Origin of the sequence: Nocardia altamirensis NBRC 108246 (genome assembly GCF_001612685.1) — a bacterium.
GTDB lineage: Bacteria > Actinomycetota > Actinomycetes > Mycobacteriales > Mycobacteriaceae > Nocardia > Nocardia altamirensis.
The window spans coordinates 1-21,604 of the sequence record NZ_BDAY01000099.1 but is presented as its reverse complement, the minus strand read 5'-3'; the positions used below and the strand labels follow the sequence as shown (position 1 = coordinate 21,604).

At 63.4% G+C, this 21,604-nt stretch carries 18 protein-coding genes and 1 tRNA gene; 16 read left to right on the top strand and 3 right to left on the bottom strand.

Annotated elements, in window-relative coordinates; translation table 11 throughout:
- Window positions 1–3: 3 nt before the first annotated feature.
- Window positions 4–2,916 carry a pyruvate dehydrogenase (acetyl-transferring), homodimeric type gene (gene aceE, locus NA11_RS38025; RefSeq protein WP_084655432.1) on the bottom strand — a complete coding sequence of 971 codons (2,913 nt, stop codon included), beginning with the start codon at window positions 2,914–2,916 and terminating at the stop codon, window positions 4–6.
- A 338-nt stretch (window positions 2,917–3,254) separates the two neighbouring features.
- On the opposite strand from aceE, the gene NA11_RS38020 reads away from it, so the two are divergent.
- From NA11_RS38020 to NA11_RS37955, 13 genes are all read left to right on the top strand, one after another.
- Window positions 3,255–3,812 carry an Rv2240c family protein gene (locus NA11_RS38020; protein ID WP_069166938.1) on the top strand — a complete coding sequence of 186 codons (558 nt, stop codon included), beginning with the start codon at window positions 3,255–3,257 and terminating at the stop codon, window positions 3,810–3,812.
- 126 nt (window positions 3,813–3,938) lie between these two features.
- Entirely contained in the window at window positions 3,939–4,361 is a 423-nt protein-coding gene (locus tag NA11_RS38015) for a DUF3052 domain-containing protein (protein ID WP_069166959.1), read from the top strand.
- A gap of 72 nt (window positions 4,362–4,433) precedes the next feature.
- A complete protein-coding gene (locus NA11_RS38010) occupies window positions 4,434–4,898 on the top strand; it encodes a peroxiredoxin (protein ID WP_069166958.1) in 465 nt (154 codons plus the stop codon).
- 18 nt (window positions 4,899–4,916) lie between these two features.
- Window positions 4,917–4,988 (top strand) — tRNA-Val (locus tag NA11_RS38005).
- A gap of 392 nt (window positions 4,989–5,380) precedes the next feature.
- Window positions 5,381–5,890, top strand: coding sequence for a DUF4365 domain-containing protein (locus NA11_RS38000; RefSeq protein WP_069166937.1), 510 nt, complete (start codon window positions 5,381–5,383; stop codon window positions 5,888–5,890).
- Window positions 5,891–5,900: 10 nt separating this feature from the next.
- The gene (locus NA11_RS37995; protein ID WP_069166936.1) at window positions 5,901–6,965 is read left to right on the top strand and encodes a hypothetical protein; all 1,065 of its coding nucleotides are present in this window, start codon (window positions 5,901–5,903) and stop codon (window positions 6,963–6,965) included.
- Between the two features lie 22 nt (window positions 6,966–6,987).
- A complete protein-coding gene (locus NA11_RS37990) occupies window positions 6,988–7,593 on the top strand; it encodes a hypothetical protein (RefSeq protein WP_069166935.1) in 606 nt (201 codons plus the stop codon).
- A complete protein-coding gene (locus NA11_RS37985; protein ID WP_069166934.1) occupies window positions 7,590–10,715 on the top strand; it encodes an ATP-binding protein in 3,126 nt (1,041 codons plus the stop codon). The genes NA11_RS37990 and NA11_RS37985 overlap by 4 nt, the downstream gene beginning before the upstream one ends.
- Before the next feature lie 666 nt (window positions 10,716–11,381).
- Window positions 11,382–11,714 carry a hypothetical protein gene (locus NA11_RS37975; protein ID WP_069166932.1) on the top strand — a complete coding sequence of 111 codons (333 nt, stop codon included), beginning with the start codon at window positions 11,382–11,384 and terminating at the stop codon, window positions 11,712–11,714.
- A complete protein-coding gene (locus NA11_RS37970) occupies window positions 11,692–12,219 on the top strand; it encodes a DUF6879 family protein (protein WP_069166931.1) in 528 nt (175 codons plus the stop codon). The genes NA11_RS37975 and NA11_RS37970 overlap by 23 nt, the downstream gene beginning before the upstream one ends.
- Window positions 12,216–13,052: a helix-turn-helix domain-containing protein gene (locus NA11_RS37965; RefSeq protein WP_069166930.1), complete on the top strand. Its 837-nt coding sequence runs from the start codon at window positions 12,216–12,218 to the stop codon at window positions 13,050–13,052. The genes NA11_RS37970 and NA11_RS37965 overlap by 4 nt, the downstream gene beginning before the upstream one ends.
- A 354-nt stretch (window positions 13,053–13,406) precedes the next feature.
- The gene (locus tag NA11_RS37960; RefSeq protein WP_439957140.1) at window positions 13,407–15,803 is read left to right on the top strand and encodes a TOTE conflict system archaeo-eukaryotic primase domain-containing protein; all 2,397 of its coding nucleotides are present in this window, start codon (window positions 13,407–13,409) and stop codon (window positions 15,801–15,803) included.
- Between the two features lie 93 nt (window positions 15,804–15,896).
- Window positions 15,897–17,339, top strand: coding sequence for an ATP-binding protein (locus NA11_RS37955; RefSeq protein WP_069166929.1), 1,443 nt, complete (start codon window positions 15,897–15,899; stop codon window positions 17,337–17,339).
- Window positions 17,340–17,594: 255 nt separating this feature from the next.
- On the opposite strand, the gene NA11_RS37950 is transcribed toward NA11_RS37955, so the two are convergent.
- Window positions 17,595–18,293 carry a hypothetical protein gene (locus NA11_RS37950; RefSeq protein ID WP_141718077.1) on the bottom strand — a complete coding sequence of 233 codons (699 nt, stop codon included), beginning with the start codon at window positions 18,291–18,293 and terminating at the stop codon, window positions 17,595–17,597.
- 231 nt (window positions 18,294–18,524) lie between these two features.
- Window positions 18,525–19,418, bottom strand: a complete 894-nt coding sequence (locus NA11_RS37945; protein ID WP_069166927.1) for a M24 family metallopeptidase — start codon at window positions 19,416–19,418, stop codon at window positions 18,525–18,527.
- A 132-nt stretch (window positions 19,419–19,550) separates the two neighbouring features.
- Between NA11_RS37945 and NA11_RS37940 the strand changes: the two genes are divergently transcribed.
- The 3 genes from NA11_RS37940 to NA11_RS46460 all read left to right on the top strand — a co-directional run.
- Window positions 19,551–20,150 carry a TetR/AcrR family transcriptional regulator gene (locus tag NA11_RS37940; protein WP_069166926.1) on the top strand — a complete coding sequence of 200 codons (600 nt, stop codon included), beginning with the start codon at window positions 19,551–19,553 and terminating at the stop codon, window positions 20,148–20,150.
- A 528-nt stretch (window positions 20,151–20,678) separates the two neighbouring features.
- Complete coding sequence (locus NA11_RS37935) at window positions 20,679–21,140, top strand: hypothetical protein (RefSeq protein WP_069166925.1); 462 nt, start codon at window positions 20,679–20,681, stop codon at window positions 21,138–21,140.
- A gap of 222 nt (window positions 21,141–21,362) precedes the next feature.
- The coding region (locus NA11_RS46460; RefSeq protein ID WP_218023462.1) for a hypothetical protein at window positions 21,363–21,604 on the top strand (242 nt) is incomplete at its 3' end.

Genomic DNA, 21,604 nt, shown 5'->3' with positions numbered 1-21,604 from the left:
CCGCTACTCGCCGTCCCCATCGGAACTCGACGCGTTCTTCGGCGCGGCGTCGACGTCATCGATGCGGTACTTGGACGCGGCCTCGATCACCTTCTTGGCATCGATCTTTCCGGCCTTGGCGAGCCCGGAGAGCGCGGCGACCACGATCGACTGCGCGTCCACGTTGAACACGCGACGAGCGGCCGCCCTGGTGTCGGAGAAGCCGAAGCCGTCCGTGCCGAGGGTGATGAAGTCGCCGGGCACCCACTTGCGTACCTGATCCGGCACCGCGCGCATCCAGTCCGTCGCGGCGATGTAGGGGCCTTCGACCCGCGACAGCGCCTCGGTGATGTACGGAACGCCGTGGTCCTCGTCCGGGAAACGCAGCGCGGCGATCTCCTTGTGCAGCGCCTCCTTTCGGAGCTCGCCCCACGAGGTCGCCGACCAGACATCGGCCTGCACGCCCCAGTCCTCGGCGAGCAGCGCCTGCGCGCGCAGGCCGTCCGGCACGGTGACGCCGGACACCAGGATCTGGGCGCGCACGTCGCCCTCGCCCCCGCGCTTGTACAGGTAGATGCCCTTGAGCAAGCCCTCGATATCGAGCTCGGCGGGCTCGGCAGGCTGCTGGTACGGCTCGTTGTAGAGGGTGATGTAGTAGAAAACGTCCTCGCCGCCGAAGCCGCCGTCCGCCTTGCGGGTATCGGTGCCTGGCACCGAGTACGCCACCGGGTCGGGCGAGCCGCCGCCGTACATCCGGCGCAGGCCGTCGCGCACGATGTGCGCGATCTCGTAGGCGAAGGCCGGATCGTAGGTGACCACCGCGGGGTTGGTCGCGGCGAGCAGCAACGAATGGCCGTCGTTGTGCTGCAGGCCCTCACCCGTCAGCGTGGTTCGCCCTGCGGTCGCTCCGAGCACGAATCCGCGCGCGAGTTGATCAGCAGCAGCCCAGAGTCCGTCGCCGGTGCGCTGGAAGCCGAACATCGAGTAGAAGATGTACAGCGGGATCATCGGCTCGCCGTGCGTCGAGTACGCGGTGCCCGCGGCCGTGAACGACGCGGTCGACCCCGCCTCGTTGATGCCCTCGTGCAGGATCTGCCCGACCGAGCTCTCTTTGTAGGCAAGCATCAACTCGGCGTCGACCGACGTGTACAACTGGCCGTTGCGGTTGTAGATCTTCAACGAAGGGAACCACGAGTCCATACCGAAGGTACGGGCCTCGTCGGGGATGATCGGGACGATCCGCTTGCCGATCTCCTTGTCCCGCAACAGTTCCTTCATCAGCCGGACCAACGCCATCGTGGTCGCGACGTTCTGCTTGCCCGAACCCTTGCGCACCGACTTGTACGCCTCGTCGCCGGGAAGTTGCAGCGGCTTGGCCGTGGTGCGGCGTTCCGGCAGGTACCCGCCGAGCGCCTTGCGGCGATCCAGCATGTACTGGATCTCCCGCGATTCCATGCCGGGGTGGTAGTACGGGGGCAGGTACGGGTCCTTCTCCAATTCGGCGTCGGAGATCGGAATCCGCTGCAGGTCACGGAAGTCCTTCAGATCCTGCAGCGTCAGCTTCTTCATCTGGTGCGTGGCGTTGCGGCCTTCGAAGTGCTTGCCGAGGGTGTAGCCCTTGATGGTCTTGGCCAGGATCACCGTCGGCTGACCCTTGTGCGCCATCGCGGCCGCGTAGGCGGCGTACACCTTGCGGTAGTCGTGACCGCCGCGCTTGAGGTTCCAGATGTCCTGATCGGACAGGTCCTGCACCAGGGCCTTGGTCCTCGGGTCGCGGCCGAAGAAGTGATCGCGGACGTACGCGCCGTCGTTGGCCTTGTACGTCTGGTAGTCGCCATCGGCGGTGGTGTTCATCAGGTTCACCAGCGCGCCGTCGCGGTCGGCGCCGAGCAGCGCGTCCCACTCACGGCCCCAGATCACCTTGATGACATTCCAGCCCGCGCCGCGGAAGAACGACTCCAGCTCCTGAATGATCTTGCCGTTGCCGCGCACCGGGCCGTCGAGACGCTGCAGGTTGCAGTTGACGACGAAGGTCAGGTTGTCCAGACCCTCGAGCGCGGCGACATGCGCGAGACCACGCGACTCCGGCTCGTCCATCTCACCGTCGCCGAGGAACGCCCACACATGCTGATCGGAGGTGTCCTTGATGCCGCGGTCGTGCAGGTAGTGGTTGAACCGCGCCTGGTAGATGGCGTTCATCGGGCCGAGACCCATGGACACCGTCGGGAACTCCCAGAAGTCCGACATCAGCCGCGGATGCGGGTACGACGGCAAGCCGTGGCCGGGGCCACCGTGGCTGTATTCCTGCCGGAAGCCGTCGAGCCGGTCGGTACCGAGCCTGCCCTCGAGGAAGGCGCGCGCGTAGATACCCGGCGAGGCGTGACCCTGGATGAAGATCGAATCGCCGCCGCCGGAGTGATCCTTGCCGCGGAAGAAGTGGTTGAAGCCGACCTCGTACAACGCTGCCGAGGAGGCGTAGGTCGAAATATGGCCGCCGACACCGATGCCGGGGCGCTGGGCGCGATGCACCATGATCGCGGCGTTCCAGCGGATCCAGGCGCGGAAGCGCCGCTCCACCTCTTCGTCGCCGGGGAACCACGGCTCGTTCTCGGTGGGGATGGTGTTGACGTAATCGGTCGAAGTCAACGCGGGGATGGCGACACGACGTTCACCGGCCCGCTCCAACAGACGGAGCATGAGGTAACGCGCTCGGCCGGGACCCTCACGGTCGAGCATTTCATCGAACGACTCGAGCCATTCGCTGGTTTCCTCCGGGTCGATGTCCGGTAGGTAGGACGCCACCCCTTCGCGGATTACCCGAACGCGCCCGGCCGGCTGAGCAGACTGCGATCCGTTCGGGTCGCGGCCGGCGGCAGGTGCGGCGGTGTCGGATCCAGCGGGTTGCGCTGGAGCGGAAGAGTGGATCAGGTCGGTCAAATCTGCTCCTCGTGCAGGGGTGGACATGCTGATGGCGTCGGTATCCCCGGGTGGTCGCGCGTGGGTTTGCGCACCACCCGTTTCTACGAAAGGTTCTGGCGCACCCTCCATCCTCGCGGATGGTGTGCCCCAGGTCATCATGTCAGGGGCAAATCCAGTACGGTGCGACGGGCAACATGAGTCGAGGCCGCTGCATTTTCAACAAGAGTCGGCGCGCGATAGTTCCAGCGTCGGGCTGCGCGTTGGCCGGGCCAGCCAATCCAAGTTATAGCGCTTGCGCATGAAACTGCCACGTGCAGTGAAGCGTAGACATGAGTTAGCGGAGCGAGCGGAGGACGATGAGAACGCTGGACCCCCGCGGGTTCGGATTGATGTGCGCGACCGGCGCGGTCGCGATCGGCCTGGTCCTGGCGGGCTGCGCCAACCGGGTCGAGGGCACGGCGAATCCCAACAACGCTGATCTAGCGGCCTACAAAACGGAGGCCGCGGCCTCCTCCGTGGCGGCAACCTCGTCCAAGCGCGCGGCGGCGCAGGCGAAATCCGTCGCCGACAACTGCACCCAATTCCCGACAACCACGGGAGTCGGCGTCTCCAAGTACAACGAGTTCGTCGACGCGCACGACGCCAACGCGCCCGACTACGCCGCCAAGCGCGAAGCGGCCGTGTCAACCCTCGAAGACGCCGCCAACAAAGTGGAGGCCGGACTCAACCTCGGCAGAGACACGCTGCCGCCGGATCTTGCCGGAAAATTTACCGACTACGTCACAGCGGCGCGCGCGCTCGCCGACGAGACACGCAAGATGAGCTACACCGCGCCTGTCGGGCCGCTCAACGAGGCAAGTAAGCGGGTCAACGACGCGCGCAACGCCGTGCGGGACGCGTGCCCGAAGCGCTGAAACGGTCCGTGACACGACATTGTCACGCGACATTCCGGGCCTATTTCTGCGGATCGGCTTGCGCTGGAGGCCATAACCATGTTCGCTTGCAACTACCTATTGTCGGGAGTTGAGGAGGACACCACCGTGGTCGCCGCGGCGGACGCGCAGAACTACGCTCAGAAGCTTGGCATTACACACGGCTTGGTTGTCCAGGAATTGGGCTGGGACGAGGACGTCGACGACGACTTGCGGGCCGACGTCGAGGAGTCGATCGGCAGCGAAATTGTCGACGAAGATTCCGACGAAGTAGTCGACGTTGTGCTGCTGTGGTGGCGCGACGGAGACGGTGATCTGGTCGACGCACTGATGGATGCGATCGGGCCACTCGCCGACGAAGGCTTCGTCTGGGTCCTCACGCCCAAGACCGGACATCCGGGCCACGTCGAACCGAGCGAAATCGCTGAATCCGCACCGACCGCCGGTCTGACTCAGACCTCGGCGATCAGCCTGGGAACCTGGGCGGGCAGCCGCCTGGTGCAACCGAAGGCGCCCTCGAAGCAGCGCTGACCCACTTCGCTATGGTGTCGCCGGGCGGTGATTGTGCCGCCCGGCGAAACCCGACACGATGGAGGATTTGCGATGCCGCTCGAAGTTGGCACTGTCGCGCCGGATTTCACGCTCAAGGATCAGAACAACCAGGACGTCAGCCTGTCCGACTATCGGGGCAAGAAGAACGTCCTGCTCGTCTTCTACCCCCTCGCGTTCACCGGCATCTGCCAGGGCGAGCTGTGCAAGGTGCGGGACGAACTGCCCAAGTTCCAGAACGACGACGCCGAAATCCTCGCCATCTCCGTCGGCCCACCCCCCACCCACAAGATCTGGGCCGCCGAACAGGGCTACACCTTCCCCCTCCTGTCCGACTTCTGGCCGCACGGCGCCGTCGCCCAAGCCTACGAAGTCTTCAACGACAAATCCGGCTACCCCAACCGCGGCACCTTCGTCGTCGACCGCGACGGAACCATCCGCTTCGCCGAGATGAACGCCCCCGGAGAGCCCCGTGACCAGGCGGCTTGGGAGAAAGCGCTCGCCGCGCTAGATTCATAACCCGGCCGACAAGGTCGAGGGCGTATAGCTCAGCGGTAGAGCTCTGGTTTTACACACCAGCGGTCGGCGGTTCGAACCCGTCTGCGCCCACCCCTCTCATTGGGCGAATCCCGCTCGCGGAAAGCGCTCGCAGGATTCGCTCCGTCTGTTTTGTGGGGGTGCAACCCCCACGTCCCCGCCCCGGCGTGCTTCGCCCCCGGACCCCTCCCCTGGGGCGCCAGTCCCAAAGCCGTGCCCCCGGCCTCCCCCTCTCCACCGAACGCACCAAGCGGCATCAGGGTGATCGAGGAACTGCCGCAGCGTACTGGACGGCATGTGACGTACTGGACATACATTTGGAGTGAAAGAGGTTCTCCGCCAAAGGCTCTCGCTTCTCCAGAAATGGGACAAACCGGCCGAAATGGCCGCTTGCCAGCTGCCGCCTGGCTACAGTACAAGTGACACATCGTGGGCCGGTCGACACTTGCACAAGGGGGATTCCGGTGCTCGATCAGAACAATCACCAGGGAAAGTTCGGTGCCGACTATATTCGCGTTCTGGCGTCGGCAGCGGGGCTGCTCTGGTCGCAGGACGACGTAGACCTCGACACGGTAGATCTGTGCCTGAAGCTTCCTGGTCGGACACCACGTGGGTTCTCGCCGCGGATCGACGTTCAAGTCAAGACCGTACGCAACCCCGAGGCAAGCGACGGACTGATCAAATACAGCAGGCTCAACTACGCCCAGTTCAACAACCTCGCAGGCTCCGGCTTCACCGTGCCGAGGTACCTGTTTGTGGTGCACGTCCCTCCCGAAACCGATCGCTATACCGATCTGAGCACCTACGGACTGCTGCTGCGCCACATCGGGTACTACCTGTCGCTGAGCGACCAGGCACCTATGCCCACCCATGACCGAAACCGGCACACCAGCGTGAAGATACCGCTAAGCAATGTGCTGACTGTGGAAAGCCTGCGGCGCTTGGTAACCGACGACGCCGTGGTCTCGGTCTAGGACCAATGTGATGACGCTGCCGCCGCGAGTCGACCAGGTGACCGCATATCTGGCGGCGCGTGGATGGCGGGTAAGTGGCCGTTGGCGCAACGCGAGCGTCTGGAGCCAAAGCGAATTCGAGGTCCTCGTCCCTCCGGCAGACACTATCGCGGATGCCGCACCACGGCTGCGCGAGCTGGTGCAGTGTGTCGCCGATGCAGAAGGCCGCTCGCCGCAGGCAATTTGGCTCGATATGACAACTCCCGATTTCGATATCGTCTCCTATCGGACCCAAGATCACTCGAGCACCTTTACGCTCCCGATGGGCGCCGGCTTGCTGGTGGCCGTGCAGGATCTGATTGCGATCAGTGCCCGAGAGTCATTGGGAGACAATCGAACAACCCTACAGGGAAGACCGCCCGAAGCAGTGCGCCTGCTACTGGAGCGTTCATTGCTGTCGTTGAGCCAGGAGACTGTCGGACTCGATATCAGGCTTCCTTTCGACAACGACCCGGCACCCCTTGGGCGGCGCACCGCGCTGCGTGTCATGCATAGTTCGATGGCTGTGCTGCAGGCGGCGCGCTCGACCGACGAGGATGCCTTCCAACACGTACTTCAGCAAGGTATCTCCGAAGCGGTGTGCACTGCGCTGGCCGGGTTGGCCGGACCCGACCACACCGCCGCATTCGAATTGGGTTTCCGCTGGTCGCATTTGGCCCCGCTGGACGATACGACCGTGCAGTTCCCAGGTGAGGCAGGTGCGCTCATCCTGGCGCGCAGCCGAAACGCCGACCCGGCACCTTCCGGCACCGGTGTCGTCGAAGGTCTGGTAACCAGCCTGTCCGACGATGAGTCCGGTGACCGCTGGCGGATCAAGGTTCGCGGCATCCTGACCGTGAACGACAGTGAGTCCGAGAGGCGGCGGCAGCTAGTTGCGGTGCGACTCGCTAACGACGCGGACTATGCGTCCGCGCTGGCTGCGCATCGGGACGGCCGTATCGTGCGTGCGTCCGGCGCTCTTACGCGCACCAGAAGAACGAGCGAAATCACCAGCACGGCAAAGGGATTCGCTGCTATTGACCAGCCTGAACCATGATCGTGACAGAACGGGAACAAACATGTCCGACGACCAGCTGACCCTGACCGAACGGTGCGTAATGCTCGTGCTGATGGCGGAGGCGCGCGAGCTCACCAATGCCGAGCTGCTTGCCCTGGCCGGCATCAAGCTCGATGGCAAGTACCGTATTCGCCTGAACAGACTTGGACTGGTCGAGAGCACAAAGGTGAAACGTGCCTTCGTACACGAACTCACCGAGAAGGGCACGACGTGGTGTGCTGCAGAGCTTTTCAAGTCCCGTCCCGCTCGGTCCGGTGGTGTGGGTGGCGCACTGTATGTGGTCTTGGCCGGCTTGGGCCGGTACCTCGACGACACCGAGCACACACTCGTCGAGGTCTTTCGGCCTGATGTTGCGGGTCAGATGGCGGCGGCCTATGCCGATCTGACACGAGGTAGCGGCGCTCCGGTGCGGCTCGCTGTGTTGCGGGATCGGCTGAACGTGCCAGACAGCGAGTTCGACCGAGCCTTGAAGCAATTGGCCCGGCGCGAGGACGTCGATGTGCATGCCGAAGCCGACCAGAAGACGCTCACTGACCGCGATCGCGAGGCCGCAGTCGTACTTGGCGGCACGGCGCGGCACCTGCTGACCATCGAGGTACCGCAATGAATGAGGAGCAGCGTAGAGCCCTTTCGGCTATCCAGTTCAGCAGCGCACTCGGCACCGACGCGATCTGGAGTCCGCTGAGCTATCACGTCGAGGGTTTGCACGGACCCGCGGTCGCAGCGATCAAACGAGCAGTGGGGGCAGCCAAGGATCGACCGCGTAGCCAGCCGATCGGACTGGTGCTGAGTGGCGAACGCGGAGTCGGCAAAACTCATCTGCTCGGTTGGCTGCGACAATATGTACAGCAGCAGGGCGGCTCGTTCTTCATGCCCAAGTTGATCGTCGGAGCATCGTTCTGGTCTGGTGCGGTGCACGGTGTAGTCAACCAAATGAGCGGAGCTGATGGCGGACAACTCGGACGAATGATCGACGGGCTGAGCGAGTACACCAAATGTAGCAAGGAGCTGCGGATCCGGCTGCGCGGCAACATCCAGGTAGGCAAGGGTCAGCTCGACGAATTCGTCGACCGCGTCAAACAGTTCGATACGGAGTCGAGGCGAGACTACGACGATACTTTGCGGGCGCTCGTACTTTTCCGCGCCAATGACCGCGACCTGCGCGATATCGGGCACTCCTTCCTTCTGCTGGAGGAGGGAATCGACGAAGCGGACCGAACCACTTGGGGTTTTCGTAGTCGTCATCGCGATCCGCAGAAGATATTCAACGACTTGAACTGGCTGTTCGCGCTTACCGGACCAGTGGTGCTCGCGCTGGATCAAGTAGACACCGTGATAACGCAATCCGCGCGCGCGGACGAGGCTCTGCTGGTCGACAAACTGGCTGACGGTCTGATGAATATGCGCGAGGAGACAACCCGCACCATTATCGTAGCCGCCTGCATCCCGACGTCGTGGAGGCTGATCACGCAACAGGCAGTGAACTCGGCAGCCGACCGCTTCACCGTGCTCAGGCTGTTAACCAGGATGCCCGACGCGCAGGTGGCGCAAATGATTGTCGAGCGTCATCTCGCGAGTCAGTACGAGGAGATCGGTTTCGAGCCGCCGCATCCATCCTGGCCGGTGTCGTCCGGAGCTTTCCGTGACCGCGAAATCGACGACTACACTCCGCGGAAGTTGTTGAAGCAGGTTGAAGCACATGTATCGCGGTGCCTGGACAGCGATGCGATCAGCGAGCTCGCACACTTCGGCGACGCAATCGACGACATTTCGGTGGCGCTGCCACCACCTTCTACGGAGGACTTGGCCACCTTCGACGCCGAATTCGAGCGTCTGCGTGCAGCAGCGGACGTGATAGGTCCCCTCGATCCCGGGTGCGAGGACGAGCGCATGTTTGCCGTGCTCAACGCGGCACTGCACTGTTATGTAGCCGAACGAGGCGGCAACGGCCGGGATCTGACGATCGATCAACGAACGCAAGTTCAGCCTGCGTTGCATGCAAGGCTTCGTCACACCCTCGACGAGGCAAGCGAGGACGAGGAGCACTGGAGCTTTCGCGCCATAGGCCATACCCATGCCCGCGCTGTGCTGACTCGGTTACGTTCGGCCCGTTTGGAATCCGATATCCAGCCCGATCTCGACAAACGGCATCTCGTCGTGGTGCGCAACATTCCGTTCTCCGCAGGGCCGGTCACCACGCGAAGCCTTGGCGAGTTCGAGGCGGCAGGTGGTCATGCGTTGCCCATATGCGAGGACGATCTATGCACCTTCTCGGCGCTCGAGGAAATGGGGACCACTGCCCGGCAAGGGTTCATCAGCTGGCTGATCTCACGCCAACCCGCCAGTCGATCCCAACTGTTCAGCAAGACACTCGGCGCATTGACTGACACTCTGCAGTCAGAACCGGCAGGCAACCGGGACTCGGCGATATCAACGAGGGCCACCGAACCGCTCTCTGCAGAAGCAGCGCAACGCGACTCTGCTTCTCCCGACGATGGTGCTCTATCGCTTTGCCTGGGCCGAAACATTGATCACGGTCAGGAATTCCGGATCCCGTTGGCGTTGCTGCGCAAACACACGGCGGTATTCGCGGGTAGCGGGTCGGGGAAGACAGTCCTACTTCGCCGAATTGTGGAAGAAGTTGCACTGCAAGGGGTTTCATCGATTCTTATCGACAGCAACAACGATCTGGCGCGCCTCGGTGATCGATGGCCACAGCAGCCGAACGGATGGGGAACCGGCGATATACAACGCGCCGAGGAATACTTCGCTGGCACGGATGTAGTCATCTGGACACCGGGCCGACAGTCGGGTAGGCCGGTTGCATTGAATCCGCTGCCCGATTTTGCGGATGCAGGCGATGATCCCGACGACCTGCGGACCGTCGTCGCCGCCACTGTCGCGGGGCTGCTTCCGAAAGCGGGATTGCCTCGCACGAAACAGGATCGAGGTAAGGCGGTGCTCACCGAGGCCATGACGCACTTTGCCGGCCTGGGGGGCGGCGGGCAGTTGGAGGATTTCGTTGCCCTCCTCGCCAGCCTGCCGCAAGGCGTGAGCGCCATTCGTCGAGCAGGCGAGTTGGCCGGGGACATGGCCGATGCACTGCGTGCTGCGATGATTATCGATCCGGTCTTCAGTGGGGTCGGTGATCGGACAGATCCGGGCACCTTGCTAGAGCCCGTGTCTGGTAAGCGGGCAAGGGTTTCGGTGATCAGTTGTATCGGTCTTGCTGACGGGCAGGCCGAAACTTTCGTGAATCAACTGCAATTGGCGCTCTTCGCCTGGATCAAACGTCATCCGGCGAATGATCGGCCGCTGGGCGCTCTGCTTGTGCTCGATGAAGCGCAGACTTTCGTTCCGGCGCAGCAGACGACAGCATCGAAGCAGAGCACGCTCAAACTCGCCACCCAGGCGCGCAAGTACGGACTTGGCATGGTCTACGCCACCCAAGCGCCGAAGGCGCTACACAACCAGGTCAGCGGCAATGCAGCGACGCAGTTCTACGGAAGACTGGGAGCATCGGTGCAGATCCGTGTGGTCGAAGAACTTGCGCGGGCTCGAGGTGGGCGAATTGATGACATCTCCAGTCTGAATGCCGGCCAATTTTACGGCGCAACCGAAGGCGCCCCCTTCGCGAAGATCCAAACCCCGATGTGTCTGAGCCACCATGGCGCTAGTGCTCTGACCGAGGAGGAGGTGCTTGAGCGGGCGCGTTCGACAATTCACTGACCGGTCGACGCCGGTCTTTCGGGATCCGCTCGGGCAAGCAGATCGCGTAGATGCACACGATCAGCGGCAACCCGATTGCGACCGCGAACCCGACTGCGCCCCATCCGCCGTCAACCATCGTTATCGACCACCCGTCGGTGCCCAGCGGTGCAGCACCGCGACCGCGCCGAGCCCGAATGCCTGCCACCGCGTCATGCTGTTCCTCGATGTTCCGTGTCTATGACCGAGATCGGTTTTACGTCAATAGGTTCGGTGCTCACGATGGCAATCGCAGCGAACATGTCGGCGTACAAGGTTTCGGCACCGACAGGCCATCCGTCCGAGCTGACCACAGCCCACGACCCGTCCTCATGCTGGAGATACACCGGGCCGTCGTCATTCGCCGCCACTGCGAGCTTGTGGAGGTCTTCCTCATCCCATCGCACGGGTGACGCTTCCGTTCGGCCCACGGCCTCGCCCCTTCCGTCGCTCGGTTGGCTTGCACCCGATGCGGAGGACTCGACTACCCCGCATCGGGGCATGAATGCACGTTAAGCGTGTGCAGTTTGATGCTGGAACAAAAGTGCGCGTGAGTGCGCGACTGATTGCCAGAGTCCGTGTACGACAGTGAGAATCAGTCCGTGGACGCGCACTTGGCCCACACTCGCGCTACGAGAGGACCCCACAATGCGAGTTCGATTGATCGGCGGAGAATCCGGCGGCGACGGATCGCCCCGCGTCTATGTCACCGAGAGCGAGCCGCCTCGCTACGCCGTACAAGGCTGGCTGACCAACGACCCCGATACCGTCGAAATCCCGCACAGGCTGCTGTGGTTCACCGAGCCTGGTACCTGCATATCGGGACTACGCGACACTGGGCACGGGTCGTTCCTGCTCTCCGGCGAACCGCTCACCGATGCGGAAGCACTGGAAACAATGCAGATTCCTGCCCACGAAACGGCCGTGCTGGTACCAATCGGTCAGGAGGTACGTCAGGATGCGCCTGCTTCACGGCGCTGATGAGCTGCGGCCGGTGTTCGGCACCGCACAACGGTCCGCCTTCCACCTGGAAACGCACGACGACTACGCCAGCGAATCAGAATCCGAATCGCTCGCCGCGTTCCGTGCCGACGAAACCACCGACCCAGGCGGGGAATGGTTTTCGGGCTGGATGAACCACGTTGCCGCTACGGTGGCGCGCGGGGTGACGGTGCGCCGTGCTCGGGTCGTCACCGAGCCGCACACGCTCTACACGCGGTACCTGCTCGCGCTGAGTCGCCACAATGTCGCAGCCGGTGAGGACATCCGCTATCTAGCACGACACGATGCCGACTCCTCCGACGCGGTCACCGAAGATTTCTGGCTGTTCGATGAGCGGGCGGTGGCGTTCTCCCTGTTCGATTCGCACGGGTTCTGGGTCGGCGCAGCGCTGACCGGCGAACCCGCGATCGTCGCGCACGCGGTCGCAATTCGTGATCGCGTGTGGTCGGCGGCGATTCCGTTCGGGGAGTACGCGAACCGGTGAACGGAGCAGCACGAGCGAAGGCAGCTCTCGGGGCACGGCTCCGAGAGCTGCGCAAAGACGCCGGGATGGACGGGCGGCAGTTGTCCACTGCGGCAGGGTGGCATTGGTCCAAGACATCCCGCATCGAGCACGGCAAACAGATGCCGAGCGAATCGGACCTGGCAGCGTGGTGCCAGGTGTGTGACGCCACGCTTGTGCTCCCCGATCTGGTGGCGTCGCTGCGCAACGTCCGTGCGCAGTGGGCGGAGTGGCGGCGGATCACCGCATCCGGGCATACCCGCCGACAACAGCGCGGTCAGCAACTCGAATCTGAGACGCGGCAACTTCGCATCTACAACCCGACAATTGTGCCCGGCCTACTCCAGACCGAGCCGTACGCCCGCGCGGTACTCACCCAGTGCATCGGGTTTCTCGGCACCCTGGACGATCTGAACACCGCCGTCGCGGCGCGCATGGCGCGACAGGACATCTTGCGGACCGGCGGAACACGGGTAGCCGTGCTGGTCCACGAAGCGGCGTTACGCACCACGCTCGGCGACGACGAGGTGACCTCCGGGCAACTGCGGCATCTGCTCGACGTGGCATTCGGTAATCCCCGCCTGCACTGCGGTGTTGTCCCACTGCAAGCCGAGTTCGTGTACCTCTCCGGGAGCTTCCACCTGTTCGATCGTCGGCAAGCCCTGATCGAAACTGCCAGCGCCGAACTCAGCATCACCGCGCCGAGCGAGCTGGAGTTGTACGAACGGCTGTGGAACGGGCTGCACGGCCATGCCGTCTACGGCAGCGCCGCCCGCGCACTGATCGCGTCGGCGCTGGAGCAGCGCAGCGGGTAGGCGTCGCGCCCGCGCGCGAGCAACACACGTAATCCGTTGGTAGGCAGATGATTCCGAAACACAAGAAACCCGCATCTCGAGGCGGACGCTGTTTGTCGAAGGCAGCGGAGGCTGCGATGCCTACCGGATCGCCTTTCCCCAGGTCAGCGCATCTATCCAGCGTGCCGACAGTGTGCCAAGAAGCGCACGCACAGGCCGATATCAGTTGGAATGGCCGGACTGCATCATGCCCGCGACCTGCACAGGAAAGACGTTGACACACAAGGCAACACAGTTCGGTTCGGCTCTACACACCAGCGGTCGGCGGTTCGAACCCGCTGCGCCCACAGATCCCATTAGGTCCCCGTAGATGCCATAAGGTATCTACGGGGATCTCGTGATTGGGCCGCACTCGCAACTAACGGCACACTGGTTGGCTGTGGAACGCTTCCCTGGCGAATTGGATTCCTTGCGCACGGACAACGCGCGGCTGCGACGGCTTCTCGACCTCACCGAACAACAGGCGCGCGCTGCCGAACCGGATCAGACCGCGGCGGGAACACCGGTCGACATGAGCTCCTGCCCGGAAGACAAGGTGCGGTTCTGTTCCGATGCCGCCACGACGTTTACGCGATCCGCTGGGAGAACCAGCGAGACGGCCGATCTGGCTGGATGCCCGCGATCCGGGGTCGGTGGAGCAAGGGAATGTCCCGATCCGAGGCGCCCTACCTGCCGTTGACCGACGATGTCATCGCCGCCCATTTACGCGGGAAGCATCACGTTGGCCTGTATCCGCTCGCTGACGACGACACCTGTTGGTGGGTGACAGCGGATTTCGATAAGGACACCGCGATGCTCGACGCGCTGGCTTATCTGAAAGCCGCTCGCGCCAAGGACATTCCCGCCGCCCTCGAGGTCTCTCAATCGGGCCGGGGCGCGCACGTGTGGATTTTCTTCGCACAAGCCACCACCGCGCAGGCGGCACGCCGCATAGCCACAGGCCTGATCGCTGAGGCGATCCAATTGCGCGGCATCATGAACCTATCCAGCTACGATCGACTCTTCCCATCCCAGGACACCCATACCGGCCGCGGCATGGGCAACCTCATCGCTGCGCCCTTGAACGGAACCCGACGCCAACACGGCACCACCCTGTTCCTGGACCCAGCTACCCTCGAACCCTTCGACGACCAATGGGCATATTTGTCGAGCATCCCGCGGTTGTCCCCCAAACAGATCGGCTCACTCACAGCCACAGCCCCAGAGCCAAAGGTCGGACACGACGTCCGGCGCCTACAACTGCCGACTTCCTCGAAGATCGTGCCGAGGCCAGCACCCATAGTGCGTGCAGCGTTCGGCGCCCGTATCCAGCTGACATCAGCGGATCTGGGCCCTGCGATGATCTCGGCGGTCAAACACGCCGCATCCATCCCGAATCCGGAGTTCTACACTCGCCAACGCGCCCGCCGAAGCACCTGGGACACACCACGATTCCTGCGCAGCTACGACGAAACCCTCGACGGTGACCTGATCCTGCCCCGTGGACTTCTGCCGCTGCTGACGGCACTCGTCGATTCCGCAGGCAGCACACTGCATTTCGACGACAGCCGAATCGAAGGCAGCCCACAACAGTTCACGAACTCGGCGGAGCTGCGACCCGAGCAGTGCGGCGCTTTACACGACATCGAAACCGAGGACACCTGCGTACTGGTCGCCCCACCCGGAACTGGGAAGACCGTCATTGCCTGTGCCGTAATCGCTTCGCGCGCTACCACGACATTGATCCTCGTCGACCGCAAAGCCCTTGCCGATCAATGGCGGACCCGAATCGCTGACCACCTCGGCATCAAGTGCGGGCAGATCGGTGGCGGACGATCCAAAACCACCGGAATCGTCGACATCGCCCTGCTCCCCACTCTGGCCCGTCGAGCAAACGTCGACGAGCTCACCAGCGCTTACGGATTCGTCATCGTCGACGAATGCCACCACATCGCAGCCTCTGCCTTTACCGAGGTACTCAACCAGATCTCCGCGAAATACTGGCTCGGTCTCACCGCCACTCCGTACCGGCGCGATCAACTCGACGACCTGATCTACCACCAACTCGGCGCACGAACCCACACCATCGACGTACCAGAGCCAGGCCACCTTCCTACCGACGGCGACACACCCGCCCCACATCCCGTCCTGCATGTACACCCGACCGAGTTCACCTACAACGGCGATGCCGACCCCGCCCAGCCCGGTGGAATCGCCGAGATCTACCGCGCACTCATCGCAGACGACGCTCGTCTGCAGCAGATCGTCACCGACGTACTGACCGCGCACCGCGCCGGGGCCAACGTCCTTGTCCTCACCACCTGGGTGAAACACCTCGAAGCGCTCACCGAGCACCTCACCGCCGCCGGCTGCAACGACATCACCGTGCTCCGCGGCGGCATGAAAGCCCGAGACCGCAACGCACTTTCGGAAAGGCTTGCCACCGGCGCAGACAACCAACTACCGCTCTTGCTCGTGGGGACAGGCTCGTTCATCGGCGAAGGCTTCGACTGCCCCGCCCTCGACACCCTGTTCCTCGCAGCTCCAGTGTCCTTCAAAGGCCGCCTCGTCCAATACGTCGGACGCATCACCCGATCCCACCCCGGCAAGACCACCGCCACCGTCCACGACTACCACGATGTACTGACCCCGGTCATCGCCTCCTCGCTCTCGAAACGCGCACCTGGGTACACCTCCCTCGGATTCCCCGACCCGCGCAAACTCCGGAACTGACACCGGCAGGCTGTCCTGCCACGCCAGTCCGAACTAATGTAGATTCAATCTATGTAGATCTCATCTACATAGATTGCTACCGCTGGGAGTGAGATGACATCAGGGTTCGTCGGCCGAACTGTCGAGCTGGGACTGCTGCGGACTCGCTTGCAGCGTGTCACAGAGTCTCGCAGGGGTGTCGCCGTTGCCATCCGAGGACGCCGACAGGTCGGAAAATCGCGACTGGTTCAGGAGTTCTGCGACACGACACAAATGCCGTACCTGTACTTCACCGCTACCAAAGGCATGCCGGTCTCCGAATCACTCGCAATGTTTCTGGCGGAATTGAAGAGATCGGGGATCGCAGCTGATCCCGAGACCCTCCCCGAGAGCATCGGCGGCTGGCCCGACGCTTTGCGATCGCTCGCCACCGCGCTCGCTGACACACCGACCATCGTCGTGATCGACGAATTGCCTTGGCTGGCAGAACAAGACATCGTCTTCGATGGCGCGTTGCAAACGGCATGGGACAGGTTGCTGCAGCAACGCCCGGTTTTGCTGCTGCTCCTGGGCAGTGACATCCACATGATGGAACGACTCACCGCCTACGACCGCCCGTTCTACGGGCGTGCCGACAACCTTGTCCTCGATCCGCTCAACCCGGCCGAAGTCGGTCGCGCTCTCGGACTCGACGCAGCCGAGAGCATCGACGCACATTTGATCACCGGCGGACTGCCAGGCATCTTGCGCAGCTGGCCGCAGGGGCTGTCACCGCTCGAGTTCGTGCGACGCGAATGCGACGACCCTGCCGCACCGCTGTTCGGAGTGCCCGAGGCCACCCTCCTCGCCGAGTTCCCCGCACCCGACCAAGCGCGACGCGTGCTCGAAGCGATCGGCAACGGGGAGCGCACCCACGCCACCATCGCAGCCACGGCGGGCAGCCGCAGCGGCGCGTTACCCTCCGGAACGCTATCGCCTCTACTACACCGGCTTTCGGCAGATAAGCAGGTTCTTTCAGTAGACCAGCCACTGTCGGTCAAACCCGGGAAGCCAGCACTCTATCGTGTCGCTGACAGCAATCTTCGGCTCTACCTCGCCGCCATGCGCTCGGTTCAGGACCTGGTTCGACGGGGGCGAAGCGATGCGGCCTACGAGTTGTTCGCTCGGCGCTGGACCTCCTGGCGCGGCAAAGCAGTCGAACCCCTCGTGCGAGATGCGCTCGAACTGACCGCCCTCGCGGGAGCCCTGCCCTGGAAAGACGTCACCGCGGTCGGCGGCTGGTGGAACCGCGTATTCAACCCGGAGATAGACCTCGTCGGCGCCGACCGCGCTCCCGTCGCCGATCGGGTGATCTTCGCCGGATCTATCAAATGGCTCGGCACCCCGTTCGACCGCCACGACCTCGCCGAACTCACTCGCGGAGTCGCCAGTGTTCCAGGCGTCGTCCCGCACGAAACCGCATTGGTCGTAGTGTCATCAGCCGACATCGAACCCACTCTCACCGACACCGTCGACCTGGTGTGGAACGCAGTTGACGTGCTCGCTGCATGGAGTTGAAAGAAGCGTGCTACGGCGGCCTGCAGCGCGGTGGATGCTGCTTGCAGGGAATCTGATCAGCCTGCTGCAGGAGACCAGGGCTGGACCGTCGAGGGAGAGCTGTTCGGCGCGGTCGACTCAACTCCTCGACCACAGACTCGGACAACCGACGTTCGAGCCGCTGAGGGGTTCGGCAGGTGCGCGACCTTGTGGTGGTCGAGGCCGATTTCTGGACCCAGGTGGTGTTGGCGGCCAGGTGGCCGCTGCGAATCGGCGCTATTTGCTCAATCCAGGTTTCGACCAGTCCACCCTGAACGCCGCCTTGGCAGCCATTGCCTCAACGGCGTCGGCTTGCAGGCGCTCATCCAAGGTGTCGTTTTTACTCATATCCTGACCGCTCTCATACGCGGCCACCGCCCTGGACTTGAGCTCCTGCCACTTCATGGGCAGTTGGCTGTCATCGTGGATCAGGCCGTCACTTCTGGAGCCGCCGGCTTGGAATTCACACACGGCGTCTGGGTGGTCGTCCTTACAGGGAAAGCACAGGCTTCCCCCATGCTCTACCAACGCGAAGCAGTGAACGTATACCACTTCAGACGCCAAGGCCGCGTAGGCGTCTGCTCGAGAATCAAACACGGACTTGCGCGGCCTCCCGGTTACGCCCATAGTCCCTTCTATCTCGTAGGGTGAACGATCCCGCAGTTTCGCTGCGTTGGGTACGTTGTCGAAGCGAGCCTGAGCGCTGGCGAGACGCTTGTTATGACAGGCATCCACATCCTCCTGCTTGCCGTCAGCGGCTCGTTCCTCCTCCTCGGTGCACACCTCGGGCGCCGCGGCCGGAGCGGCGGTGACGACAGCCGAGGGGGTCGGCATCCCTGAACCGACACCAACAACACAGACCACGGCGGCAAGAACACGAGAACGAGCGAACATGGATCCTCCGGATTCGATGTCGAAGTTCCGTACCTGCGCCATCTGAGCACAGGAGCGCGCACCACCAGACAGGACACGCGGCGCCGCGACACAGTTGACATTCGTTCCGGTAGCACTGCCCGTGCGGCAACGCCGATGAGCCGTGCTCACGTGGTGACCGGAGGAACCTCCATCCCGAGCGGGCGCGTCCGAATCCAGCTGCAGGCGTTGAGGATTGAACTTGCTGTCGAGGAGCGGCAGTGGCTCGCTCGGTGGTGGGGCAGGTCGGCAAGGTCAGGGGCGGATGGTGATGCGCTGCTGGCTGATGTCGTCGAGCCAGTAGGCCTTGCCCTGCTCGACTACGAGCAGTTCCTCGAACTTGGCGCCGAAGCCGTCCGCGCGAATGTGCGGTTCGATGGCCCAGATGCCGGTTTTCGGCGCGCGATGCTTAGGTCCGAGCACTTCCGGGAAGATCATGCGCCTGATCTGCGTGCCGAGGAACCCGAGACTGTGCCAGCTCAGGACATAGCCGACGAGTCGTTCGGGCAGGAACCATGGGAGCCGGTCGTTGAGCCGACCGTGGTGGTAGACCCGGTGTCCGAGAACGTTTTCCGGGTAGCCTGCAGCGGCATTGCCGTAACCGGCGGCCCGGATCTCGTCGTCGACCCACTCGAATACGTTCCTGACTCGTTGCGGATCGGCGAAGCATGCGGGGATCTCGGCGCGCAATTGGGCGAGGAAGTCCAGCGCCTTGTCGACCTCAGGGTTGTGGCCGACGGTCACGGTATAGGCAACGTCGCCGGTGTAGCCCTCGACGACCGGGGCGCAGTCCAGGATGACGACGTCGGTGTCCTGCAAGATCGCACCGGCTCCCTTGGTTACCGGTCCCCATTGGCCGTCGGGGGCGATACTCCGCTCGTGGAATACCGCGATCGGCTTGTGCAGCATGGTTTTTACGCCGCGGTCGTAGAGCCACCCGATCATCCACTGACCGGTCTGAGCCTCGGTCCAGCCCGGGCGCATCTCGGCGGCCACCGCCCGGGCACAGTCGAAGCTCAGGCGTTGCGCTCGCCGGAACCCCTCGACCTCCTCGGGTGTCAGCATCTTCGCCGACGCCGTCCGGCGGCCGGACAGCCAGCTGGTCAGGAAATCGGTGTCCTTGGGTAGCGGCGCGGTGAGCTGAGGCATTGCTGCGACCTCCTCGTATCGGCACAGCAGACAAGGGCTTACGTCTGCCGAAAAGACTGGGCATTTGCCCAGAGTATGACCAAGGCTGGGCATATGTCCAGGATTAGCTGCAAATCGATCTACGATGAATTCATGGCCTTTCGTCCCGACACCCATCGCACCGCCACCCTGGATCGACGCGATGCGGTGCTGGACGCAGCGATCGCCCTGATCGGCGAAGGCGGAATCGAGGCGGTCACCCATCGCGCGGTCGCCGCGCGGGCAGGAGTTTCGAAGGCAACGACCAGCTACTTCTTCGCATCGATCGATGCGTTGATGATCGCCGCGATGCGCCGCGTCGCCGACACCATCATCGGCGAGTTCCAGCAGCTCACCGCCCAGACCGCCGGTGCCATACCGGATCTCGGCGCCGCGTTCGAGCTGATCACCGATGTGCTACGGGCCGAAGCCACAACCAGCACCATCGCCCAATTCGAGACCTACCTGCACGCAGCACGCCGACCGGAGCTGCGCCCCGACGTCGAACGAGTACTCGACGCGTTCGAACAGCTCGCCGGAGACCTGCTGGAATCGGTCGGCGCCGCACGCGCAGCCGCGCCCGCTTTCATCGCGCTCGCGGACGGATTCGCGCTCCACCGGATCGCCACCAACCGATCCAGGGGCGACGCCACGATGCTGCAGGAGGCATTCCTGGCGCTCCTGCGCGGCTACCACCCTTCCCTCATCCAGTAACGGCGGACTCCCAAGGCGACGGGCCCGGCTGCTAGTTCACGGAACCGAGCCCCCGTCCGTACGCCTCGCCCGAGGATCGCATCGACAGAACCTCTCCACCTGGGAGCAGACGTAACCCAGCCACCTCCGCGGACGTCCGGAAAGCAGCCGATTACGGATGCATGGCAGAGCGAAGCACGCTCAAACCCGGACGGCACTAACATGTGGCAACTTTATGGCAATCGATATCCCGATAGTGCAAATCTAACTATTCTCTAACCATCCGCTATCTATGGCTGAAAAATCTGCCTCTACCATGAGCTATGACCGGAAGCTCCGGTTGCGTCGAGTAAAACAACCGCACCCAATTGAGATAGCTGAATGTTCTCTGCTTGGCTTGTCGGAGCGTTCCGCGCGGGAATTCTCTTCCGGCGGTGCGCGATGGGCTTGTTTCGCGGCTGACCGAAGGAAAGACCGGCTGCACAACGCAGGGTTCGCACCACAGGACATGCCTACATGCGGCATCTCGAACACGTGAAGGAGAGCTCTATGCGCAGTATCGCGAAATTTTCCGCCGGACTAGCCGCCCTGGTTGCCGTGGCACCGATCACGCTCGCCGCCACGGCGCACGCTGCCGACGCCACCGCCGACGGTGCCGTGTATTTCAGCTACGGCACCCACAACTGCGCGATCCTGGCCAACGGGACCATCGGTTGCGACCGACCCGTGCTCACCATGGCCGCCAGCGGGTACGGCTTTTCCACCCCGCAGCTGCGATCACCGCAGGTCATCGCCGATCCGCAGGCGCGCGACGGGTTCGACTACTTCGGCAAGCCGTACACACTGCCGGGCGGTAACCCCCACTTCGACCAGGTCGTCAACGCCACCGATCACTACGGCTTCCCCGCACTGGCGCATGCGGGGAGGATGTGCAGTATCGGCCCCAAGGGGATATTCATTTGCGGTACCCCCAGCTCTGGTGGCGGGTACTACGACCGAATCATTCTGTAGTGACGACCGAGACCGATAACGCCGGGCATATCTTGAGGATGGGGTTCGCTGTCGCGAGATGATGGCGCACCACCTCGACGTGGTCGGTGTGAAGCGCCGGACGCCGGGCCGAGGGTCACCAGTGGAGCATGTGCAGGGTAGCGATGTGGGCGCCGTGCCGGGATTCCAGGTCGGTTCACATCCACTGCCAGTCATCGCTGCAAGTGACTCGCCGAGTGGCTCATGTTCGACGAGCGCCTGATCGCCCACAATGATCCCGACAATCAGGAGCGGATGGCGGGAGAATCGCCATCCGCTCCTGGAGAATCAACGACTCCCCAGCGCAAACCGTGCACCTTCGGACCGGAGTCGTGCACGCACAGTCGATTGTTCGCGTTCAAGTCCACCTATGGTTGCGAAACCAGCTTCCTTCGCTGGCTGGTTGAGAACAGGGCCCCCGCTCTCAAATCGGGGACGCGATCCCT